The sequence below is a fragment of the Pseudoalteromonas sp. MelDa3 genome (assembly GCF_002863625.1).
In the GTDB taxonomy this organism is placed as follows: Bacteria; Pseudomonadota; Gammaproteobacteria; order Enterobacterales; family Alteromonadaceae; genus Pseudoalteromonas; species Pseudoalteromonas arctica.
Genome location: NZ_PJBR01000001.1, coordinates 78,216 through 88,134, shown reverse-complemented (window position 1 = coordinate 88,134; position 9,919 = coordinate 78,216). Strand labels below are relative to the sequence as shown.

General features: G+C 41.1%; 7 protein-coding genes. 3 read left to right on the top strand and 4 right to left on the bottom strand.

The window, feature by feature from the left end:
* The first annotated feature begins 69 nt into the window (after nt 1-69).
* Both CXF89_RS00490 and CXF89_RS00485 read left to right on the top strand, forming a co-directional pair.
* On the top strand, nt 70-1,260 hold the full coding sequence (locus CXF89_RS00490) for an alpha/beta hydrolase-fold protein (RefSeq protein ID WP_121953488.1): 1,191 nt from the start codon (nt 70-72) through the stop codon (nt 1,258-1,260).
* A 147-nt stretch (nt 1,261-1,407) separates the two neighbouring features.
* On the top strand, nt 1,408-2,709 hold the full coding sequence (locus tag CXF89_RS00485; protein WP_121953487.1) for a DEAD/DEAH box helicase: 1,302 nt from the start codon (nt 1,408-1,410) through the stop codon (nt 2,707-2,709).
* 97 nt (nt 2,710-2,806) lie between these two features.
* Here the strand turns inward: CXF89_RS00485 and CXF89_RS00480 are convergent, their stop codons facing one another.
* Nucleotides 2,807-4,210: a 5-methyltetrahydrofolate--homocysteine methyltransferase gene (locus CXF89_RS00480; protein WP_121953486.1), complete on the bottom strand. Its 1,404-nt coding sequence runs from the start codon at nt 4,208-4,210 to the stop codon at nt 2,807-2,809.
* A gap of 32 nt (nt 4,211-4,242) precedes the next feature.
* Entirely contained in the window at nt 4,243-6,648 is a 2,406-nt protein-coding gene (locus CXF89_RS00475; protein WP_121953485.1) for a TonB-dependent receptor, read from the bottom strand.
* 146 nt (nt 6,649-6,794) lie between these two features.
* Here CXF89_RS00475 and CXF89_RS00470 point away from each other — a divergent pair, with 146 nt between their 5' ends.
* Entirely contained in the window at nt 6,795-7,211 is a 417-nt protein-coding gene (locus tag CXF89_RS00470) for a MerC domain-containing protein (protein ID WP_121953484.1), read from the top strand.
* A 162-nt stretch (nt 7,212-7,373) separates the two neighbouring features.
* Here CXF89_RS00470 and CXF89_RS00465 read toward each other — a convergent pair whose 3' ends face one another.
* Together CXF89_RS00465 and CXF89_RS00460 are read right to left on the bottom strand one after the other, a co-directional pair.
* Nucleotides 7,374-8,915, bottom strand: coding sequence for a BCCT family transporter (locus CXF89_RS00465; protein ID WP_121953483.1), 1,542 nt, complete (start codon nt 8,913-8,915; stop codon nt 7,374-7,376).
* Nucleotides 8,902-9,807 carry a homocysteine S-methyltransferase family protein gene (locus tag CXF89_RS00460; RefSeq protein ID WP_121953482.1) on the bottom strand — a complete coding sequence of 302 codons (906 nt, stop codon included), beginning with the start codon at nt 9,805-9,807 and terminating at the stop codon, nt 8,902-8,904. Before CXF89_RS00460 ends, CXF89_RS00465 begins: the two co-directional genes overlap by 14 nt.
* Nucleotides 9,808-9,919: the final 112 nt, after the last annotated feature.

The window sequence follows — 9,919 nt, the reverse complement described above, 5'->3', positions numbered from 1 at the left end:
CAATGCGCCTTTTTTTGTACCTCAAAGCCTGTTAGATTAAATAACACACTATTTTATAAAGGATTAGTCATGCGTTTATTAACCGCTGTTTTTATATGTAGTTTATTTATATTTTATTCTAGTAGCACACTTGCAGAGCCTGATTTAAAACAGCAAACCATTGGCTATCCGCAACACACACATACATTTAAATCGGCTGTTTTAAACGAAGAACGCACAGTTGTCGTTCAGTTACCTAAGAGCTATCAATCTGAGCCAAACAAGGTATATCCTGTTATATATCGCTTAGATGGCGCGGGTAACATACCGCTTATAAGTGCTGTAATGGATCGACTGCAAAATAATAATCGTGCGCCTGAGGTTATTATTGTCGCTATTGAAAACACTAATCGCTTAAGGGATTTATACCCCACAGTTAATAAAGAGCCACAAGGCCCGGTAGGTGAAGGCGGAGGCGCAGCAAAGTTTTTAGCATTTATTGAGCAAGAGCTTATGCCCTTGATTAATAAAAGCTATCGTACGCATAACTTTAATGTGATTGCTGGAGGCTCAGCAGCAGGCGTGTTTGCACTTTATACTATGCAAGCTAACCCTGAGCTTTTCCAAGCGCATATTGCTTACAGCCCTGCCGTTTGGTGGAACTATGGCGCACCGGTAAAAGCGACTAAGTCGTTTATTAATAAATCAAAAGACCTGAATAACTATGTTTATATAAATATTGGCGAAGAAGCTGGCTTAATGCGTGAGCGATATAATGAGCTGCAGCAAGCTTTACAATCTAATAGCTTGCCAAATTTACGCTTTTTCAGTGACGCATTTGAAAATGTATCGCATAACTTAACATCTGCCGCTGGGGCCTTTAATGCTTACCATCATTTATTTTTACCCAAACAAATGCCCATGAGTGCTTTAAGCGATGATATAGAATCTATTGATGTTTATTATAAAAAGTTATCTCAGCAATGGGGGGAGCAAATAACACCTCCAGAGGCGGCTGTTAGGCAACTTGGTTACAACCTAGTAAATATGCAGCAATATGAGCGGGCTGTGGCAGTATTTAAGCATAATGTTAAGCATCACTCACAATCTGTTGATGCACTATGGGGGTTAGGTTATGGCTATAAATTACAAGGTAATATACAACAGGCACTTATTAAAATAGAGGCTGCTTTAAATGTCGTAGATACCACATACCCCTATTTAGATACCTTAAAAGAGACTAAAAGTAGATTACAAACACAGTTAAATAAAACCCAGTAATATAAAAGGACAATGCGCGGGGGTAGCCTGCGCTTACAGTTACCTTTACAACACGCCGCTGATATTTAAATCACTAATCTCTACTTAATAAGCGCTAAATACGCTAAAATTACAGGCTACTTTTTTAGCAATAAGCCCGTAATAAATATGACCTCAGCCACAAGCCCTAGCACTTTTTCCGAACTTGGCCTTATTCCAGAGCTATTAGCTCGATTAACCGATTTGGAATATACCCAGCCTACACCTATTCAAGCTAAGGCTATACCTAGTGTGCTTGCGGGTAGTGACCTAATTGCAGGGGCAAATACCGGTTCAGGTAAAACAGCAACGTTTGCATTACCTATGTTGCAAAAAGCTTTCCTTGAGCAGGGCGCTAAAAATACTGCCAGCAAAGGTAATTTTGTAACGGGGCTTATTTTAGTACCGACGCGTGAGCTTGCTACGCAAGTGGCCGATAGCGTTAAATCGTATTCTGCTAACTTTAATGGCGCAATTAAAACGGTGGCCGTGTTTGGTGGTGTGTCGGTTAATACACAAATGCAGGCACTGCGCGGCGGCGCCGATATTATTGTGGCAACACCTGGTCGCTTACTTGATTTAATCTCAAGCAATGCGATTAAGCTCGATAATGTAACTACGCTTGTGCTTGATGAAGCCGACCGTATGCTAAGCCTTGGCTTTACCGAAGAGCTGGCTGATCTTTTAGCGTTAATGCCTGCTAAAAAACAAACTATGTTGTTTTCAGCAACTTTCCCTGAGCAAGTTAAGCTATTAACGCAAGAGCTTTTAAGCGACCCAGTTGAAATACAAGTACAAAACAAAGATGAAAGCACCTTAGTACAGCGTGTTTTTACCGTAAACAAAGGTGAAAAAACCACAGTTTTAGCACATTTAATTAAAACGCATAAATGGCGCCAAGCGCTGATTTTTGTGAACGCTAAAAAAGACTGTGAGCATTTAGCGGCTAAGCTTGAAAAACGCGGTGTTAATGCACAAGTTTTCCATGGCGATAAAGGCCAAAGTGAACGTACTCGCGTAATAGAAAAATTTAAAGCGGGCGAAATCGAAGTACTTATCGCAACCGATATTGCTGCACGTGGTTTGGATATTGAAAAGCTGCCAGTGGTAATAAACTTTAATCTACCACGCAGTCCTGCTGATTATATGCACCGTATTGGTCGAAGCGGCCGTGCTGGTGAAGTAGGCTTAGCACTTTCATTGGTTGATTATGAAGATTTGCATCACTTTAAAATAATCGAGAAGAAAAACAAACTACGTCTTGAACGTGAGGAAATAGCTGGCTTTGCCGTTAACCAAGCTAATCTTGATGCTGCCGAGGCGCTTAAAAATGAAAAGCCAATGGCAAAACCAGAAGGCACAGGCAAGAAAAAGAAAAAAAATAAAGCCGATGATATAGATGATGTGTGGAGTGGCTGGCGCCGTAAGTAACAATAGAGCTAAATAAATAGCTGTAAAAACCCGTAATTAGTAAACCTAATTACGGGTTTTTTGTTTTGTGGCTTTAATTTAAAGCGTTAGTTTTAAATTAATGGTCGTGATCTTCATCTTCTATTTCTTGTGCAATCCCTAACCAGGTAATGCTTGCGGGTGGAAAAGTTAACTCTAGCTCACTTTCAATTTCTAGATCTTCAAGGTGTACTTGCACTATGTGTTGAGCAATTGGATCGGCAATATAAGCAAACTGACCACTTTGCGCCACTGTCATACTAAAGCTCATTCCTTCGGGCATTGTGGTTACGTCTGCTTGAGTAATATCTACTTGGCCTGCGAGTTCCCAGTGCATTTCACCGTCATGGTCATGTACTGTAAGTACATTTAAAAAGCCTAGGCTGTCGAGTATTAAAAAGTGCTCACCACTGGCTGAAAAAGAATAAGAAACAGCGCTTGCGCCATCAGCAAGTTGCCATTCTACTTCTTCCATTTCGGCATTTTCAGAATGAATACTCAGTAATACTGAGCCACTGCCATCATGCCCTGCGGCAATACCAAAAATTGTGTCGTTGTTTTTATGGCCGTACAAAGTACCAATGCGCTGATCGCCTACGGCATCTATATTTACAACTTTTTGAGCGCTGTATACATCATCTTGCTGATGGGCAATCAATACACCATCACCACAACCAAATACAACATAATCGTGATTTTGTGCTGCGCCGTGTAAATCGGGGCAGGTTATTTCTAACGTTTGCTCTAGTTCGTAATTACCATCGTGAAGATGATAAACACCCACTTGATCGGGAAGTACTTTGGCATTTGATGTATTACTTATATCGTCGCGGCGAATGGTTGAGAGTAAATGCTCGCCCCGAGGCTCAGCTACACCATGCATGTTAATGCCGTAGTTAATGCCCGTTAATGTAGTTGTTGTATTGGTAATATCGTTATCGGTTAGCACTTCTACTGAGGCAGGCGTACCGGTTTCTGCATCGCCATCGTAAAATATTGCTAATTGCCCGTCATGAGTTATTAAGTGTGTAGGGCGACTACCACTTGTTAGCTCGTAGCTGCTAAACGCAGGGCCTTGCTCATAATCATGCAAGTGCTCTGCGTGATCTTCGCGCCACATACCGCCGCCTATAAACCCTAGGTAATCTTGAGTACGATTAGCAATAACAGCATAACGAAAGCCTGGTGATGCAGATAACGTGTTTGAGTCATTGTTTAGTGTAAATGTATCAAGTAATTCGTTGTTATCTAAATCAAAAAAGCTAGCTTCGTTACTGTCACCTGCCAGAACGGCAAGTCTGCCAAGTGAGTCTATGGTATAGCCGTCGTCATGGTCGTGATCATCATCATCATCATGGTCGTGCTCGTCTTCTACAACAATAGGATCTTTTTCCACAATGTTGGTTTGGGCATCGCCACAGGCCGAAATAAATATAGCGCTAATAGCGAGTGTAATAAGCTTTAATTGATATAGTTTTTTCATGTTTATTTCCTTTAATTATAATTTTTTAACGCTTAAAAATAACCGCGAATACCTAGCGCAAAACTACGTCCTGGACGTGGCGCTATATCCTTTACAAACGAGCTGTGCACGCGTGCTTCTGTATCTGTTAAGTTAGTGCCTCGTAGGTACACAGACATATCTTGGTTTAACACTGAAAGTTCGTAAGAGATGCTCGCGTCAACTAAGGTGTAACCGTCTGTGGCTGTTTCTTGTGGGGCTGTGCGGTCTTGCTTTTGATAGCGAGTTACATGAATATGCGCACTGAGTTTATCTGTTTGATAGCTTAGCTCGCTGCCAAAACGAAGCGGTGGTGTACGGGGTAAATCGCCCCCGTCTTTAAGGCGTGCACGAACGTAGTCAGAGAATACATCTAGCTTAAACTCGTTAGTTAGTTGCCATGCAACTTGCGCTTCAAAGCCGTGTAAAACTACATCATCTGTTTTAAATAAATAAACGGGTAGCTCTGATGAATGGTCGTGTTCGTCAGCGAGTTCTTCTTCATCGCCATGGTCGTGTCCACTTTGTGCGAATAAACCGGTGTCTATTTGGTAATAGTAGTTATCTACTTGGTTGTAAAAGGCATTTAAAATAAAGCCAACATCGCCTTGAGTTTTACGTAGGGTTAAATCGATATTATTGGCTGTTTCCAGATCAATTGCTTGTTCAGATAAACCCAAATGGCCATCTTCATCTAAATCAAATAGTGCGCCTACTTCGTAAGTGCCAGTACCAATATGCGGCCCAAACGATAAGAACTCAGAGGCAGAAGGTGCGCGTTCAGAGCGCGATATCGACAGCCCTAAGTTATAGTTAGATGTAAAATCCCATACTACCCCTGCCGATAAACTGACTGGTGTAAATTCATGCTCTACATCAAATACGCGAGTGGTTTCTGCGCTTTCTTCATGATCATGCTCGTCGGCTTCTTCTGCTTCATCGTGTGCGTGAGCGTCAATATTTGGCAGTAATACGTCGCCTGCTTCAATTGTTACTCGCTCAATACGCGCACCTACCTGCACTAAAAAATCACCAAAGTGCCTTTCTTCTATTAACGCTACAGCAAAGCTTTCGGTTTCTGATGGAGGAGTAAAGGCCTCTTCACCTTGTGCTTCAACATCGCTTTGTTTGTAATGAAAGCTAATACCGCCATTCCATTCGTTAAATTGGTTATGCAGTAGGTCTATGCGTAATTCGTTGGTTTCGTTTTTAAAGGTAGTGCCAACAGCGCCGCTCTCAATTTCAGCGTGTTCGTAGTCGGTATGGCCAGCGCGGAGATTTATTTTGTTTAGCCATTTATTATCTAGGTTGTACTCGCCCAGTAATTGCACTTTAGTTTGCTCTAAATCAGCAAATACGCTTTCTTCTTCGTCGTTGTGTTCTTCCTCTTCTTCCTCGCCGTGCGTATGACCAGGAATACCGTATTGACGATTAAATTGCTCTACTGCTAAGCCAATGAAGCCGTTATCCATTAAATAGCTAGCGCCAACAGTAAAACCGTCAGACTCTTCATTACTGTTTTCAACTTTGTAATCGCTACTATGGCCTTCACCGTCGCTATCTATATCGGCAGCTACAGGTACCCCGTAGTCATCGGCCTCACGCCAAAATGCATCGGCGTAAAAAGCCACCGAGTCTGTGCCTGTGGTGGCATTAAACGAGGCCACTTTTTGGTTATCTACCGAGTTATGTTCTAGGTTCCATTCACCACGCGTGGTGCTGTCGGTAGGTACGCGGTTATCTACTACATTAACCACACCACCAATTGCGCCACTGCCATAAAACAGCGTTGCAGGGCCGCGTAATACTTCAATTTGTTGTGCGGTAGACGCCTCCGATGCAACAGAGTGATCGGGGCCAACGCGCGAAACATCACTAACATCAAGGCCATTTTGAGTAATAAGTACGCGAGGGCCGCTTAAACCACGAATAATAGGTGTGCTGGCTACTTTACCGTGAAAATTTGTATTAACGCCTGGGAGTTTTTCAAGGCTGTCGCCAAGGGTTGCAGCTTGTTGTCGTCTTAGTTGTTCGCCAGATAAAACACTAACAGGCGATGCAGATTCCATTGCCGACATATGAATAGGGGTCGCTTCAATATCAATAACTTCAATAGGCGAGCGCTTTAAATTAAAAGTAACCGATTGGTTTTCATCATTAGTTATTGTTATATCGCGATGAAGATGCGCATAACCAGGGGCTACAACGTGAAGCTCTTTTAAGCCATTTTTTAGTTCTGTTATAACAAATTTACCGTTTTCATCGGTGGTTACTTTAAGATCTGAGCCTTCAACTTCTACCGTTGCATTGGTAACTACTTTACCTTTGTTGTTTAAAACAACGCCTTCTATTGTGGATGCAAGCACACTAGCCGGCAATAAAGCTGCTATGAGAACAGCTAATTGTGATCTACGTTTCATTTGACTACCTTGTTAGATGTTATGTTATGTTATATCAATTATGCGAGTGATGTTATAATATATCAACAGCAATTAACTGATGTTATTAAAATGTCTCCTTAAAAGTAACGTTTTTGAGTGGAGACACTGATTTAGTAGAGGAAATAATGAAGTCGAGTCAAAGTGTTATGGATCGTATGGCAATAGGGTTATCGGTAATGTGCACAGTGCATTGTTTTGCAACCCCGGTTATTTTAGCGTTATTACCAAGCTTTGCTGTAATGCAAATAGATAGTGAGCAATTTCATTTATGGATTCTTGCGACGGTAATGCCAACCAGTTTGTTGGCATTGAGTTTAGGCTGTAAAAAACATAAACGTACACGTTATATGGTGTCTGGTGTAACAGGCTTAGCTTTTATGATATTTGCCGTATTGCTAGGCCATGAAGTGCTCGAAAAAGCGCTAACCTTAATAGGCTCAGCGTTTATTGCTGTAGCCCATTGGTTTAATTACCAACAATGCCTTAAACAAAATGATGAAAATTGCCCGTGTTCAGGTAGCAAATTGGATAAAATGGTTTAACGCTTAGTTGTTGCTGGTGGTATGGCTCTCGTCGGCTAAATTAATACTGATTTATTTTAAATACTAAGGCTTCTTTGTTTTAAAAGGCGACCTCTTTCATGCTGTAGTAACATGCTCAGTAATAGTAAATAAGGCCTCATAACATGAGGCCTTAAAATGTTTCTAATTCACTTTAACCGTTTCAGAATTTATACTTTCATACTGCTCAAGCGCTTCTATTTGATTTACACCCTTTAGTTGCATCGTTAATTGCTTTACTAAAATCATGTAAATAAACATCATTGGCAGGCCAGCTACAACGCAGAGTGACTTAATGGTATCTATCCCACCACCGCATAAAAATACGCTAAAACTAATGAGTGCAATTGCACCAGCCCATAGGAGCTTAACTTTATGATCGGGGTCGCCATTTAGCTCTAGCTTATTAGTTGTTAACATAGCAGTGGCAACGCTTGCGCTTGACATAGTCGTTAGCATTAAAAAAAACTGAATAACCAAAAATAACACTAAGCCAATATTACCCGATGGTAGAGTTTGAATAAGTGACACTACAGCAAACGTTAAGCCGCCTTCGCTCATCCATTGTTGAACAGGTAAGCCACCAACTAACTGCGCCCATACTGCATAACCACCAAAAATTGATATAAAAAATGCACAGCCGAGCGAACCCATCGAAATAGTGTACAAAATAACTTCTTTAATAGTACGCCCACGTGAAATGCGAGTAATAAAAAGGCCCATCATAATTAAATAAGCGTAGTACCAAAACCAATAGTATTGAGTCCACGATTGCGAAAAACCACTTTTTTGAACTGGATCGGTCCAAAGCGACATTCTAAAAAAGTTATCGAGCATGACACCTATTGAGTCGGTAAAGTTATTTAAAATAAACTGAGAGTCAGCTGCAAGTAATACAAATAAGGCAAAGCATATTGCAGCTATCACCGTATAGTCAGACACTTTGCTAATACCTTTTTTAAAACCAACAAGCATTACCGCAACGAGCATTAAAACAAACAATAAAATAATACTGCCTTGGAGTAATAAGCTATTTTTAATCTCCAACAAAGCAGAAATGCCAGTACTTAATAAAGATACGGTAAGCGCCAGCGAGCTTGCGAAAGCTGCAAGGGTGCCAAAAATTGCCAGTAAATCGATTGCTTTAGCGATAACTGGATTACTGCCTACTACCGGTTCACAAAGGGTAGAGAGCTTTAAAGTACGTTTTTTTTGTACATAAAATGCGTACGCAAACGGAATTGCCGGAAAGCAGTAAATGGCCCAGCCAGTCACGCCCCAATGAAAAATAGAATAAGTAACAGACCAAGCTGCTGCTGCGTAGCTATTTGGTTCGGCAAAAAGTGGTGGCGATTGCAAATAATACATCGGCTCACCAATTCCCCAATATATAAGAGAAGCACCTTCACCTGCGGTAAAAATCATACCGCCGTACGAAAAGTTAGAGTGCTCTTTTTTTTCTTCACCTAATCTAATAGATCCGTACTTTGAAAAAGCTAACCAAAATAAAAAACCAACTAAAGCCAAGCTCACAAGTTCTACTAACCAACCAAACCAGCCTGTTACAAAGTGCATGGCGTTGCTTGCTAATAATTGTGACTGCTCCGGATATAAAGTTGAGATAACTAATAAGGTAATCACTAATGTAATTGCAGGAATAGCCAGCTCAAAGTTAAGGTTTTTCAATGGAATTTCTCCATTGCACGAGTGCTTCGATATGGCTTGGGTTAATTCCGCAGCAACCACCAATAATATTAGCGCCAAGGCTATGCCATTGTTTTGCAAATTCCAGATACTCTTCAGGAGATAAATCACGGTAGTCTTGCACTGCTTCATTTGCTTTGTGAGCACTTGAAATAGGAGTAAAGCTGTTAGCAAATGCGCCTAACGTTACTTTTTTATTTTGCTTAGTTAATACGTTATTAGTATCACGCAGTGCTTGCTCAATAACTTCAGGAATAGAGCAATTAAAGAAAATACCTGCAATGTTTTGCTGCTCAAGTAGTACGGTTATGGCATCGGTTACCAGCTCACCTGAACGCAGCGTTGCCTGCTCAGTTACTTCGTCACTTAGGGTAAATGCGTAATAACATGGCTTAGTTGAGCCTTTAAGTACGCTTGCCATTACTTGTGCTTCTTCAATACTCGATATTGTTTCGCCAAGCCAGAGGTCTACATGGAGATTTTGTGCATTGTATAAGGTATTTAAAATAGTAAAAGCACGTTCACTTTCAAATAAATCGGGACGGTATGAACCAAATGCAGGTGGTAGTGATCCTGCAACCAGTACGTTTTGCTTTGCATTATTTGCTGCTTTATTAGCAATAAGGGCAGCTTGCTCTGCGAGTAACGCGCCTTGGCTTTCGTAGCGTTCTTCACCTAAATGAAACGGCACACAAGCGTAGCTATTAACCGTAATTATTTCGGCGCCAGCATCTATAAAACCTTGGTGAGCTTGTGCTACATATTGAGGAGCTTCTATAAGTGCCTGTGCACTCCAAAGTGGCTGTGAGAACGGAGCGCCAATGCGCTTAAGTTCACGTCCCATGCCGCCATCTAAAATCGTTACCTTTTTCACTTATGGACTTCTATATGTCTAAATATTATGGCGCTATTCAAACATATTTTTTAAAAAATCATAATGAAACTTCATCAGGTTGGGCATGAAAAAAGCTCAACCTATTAAAAGG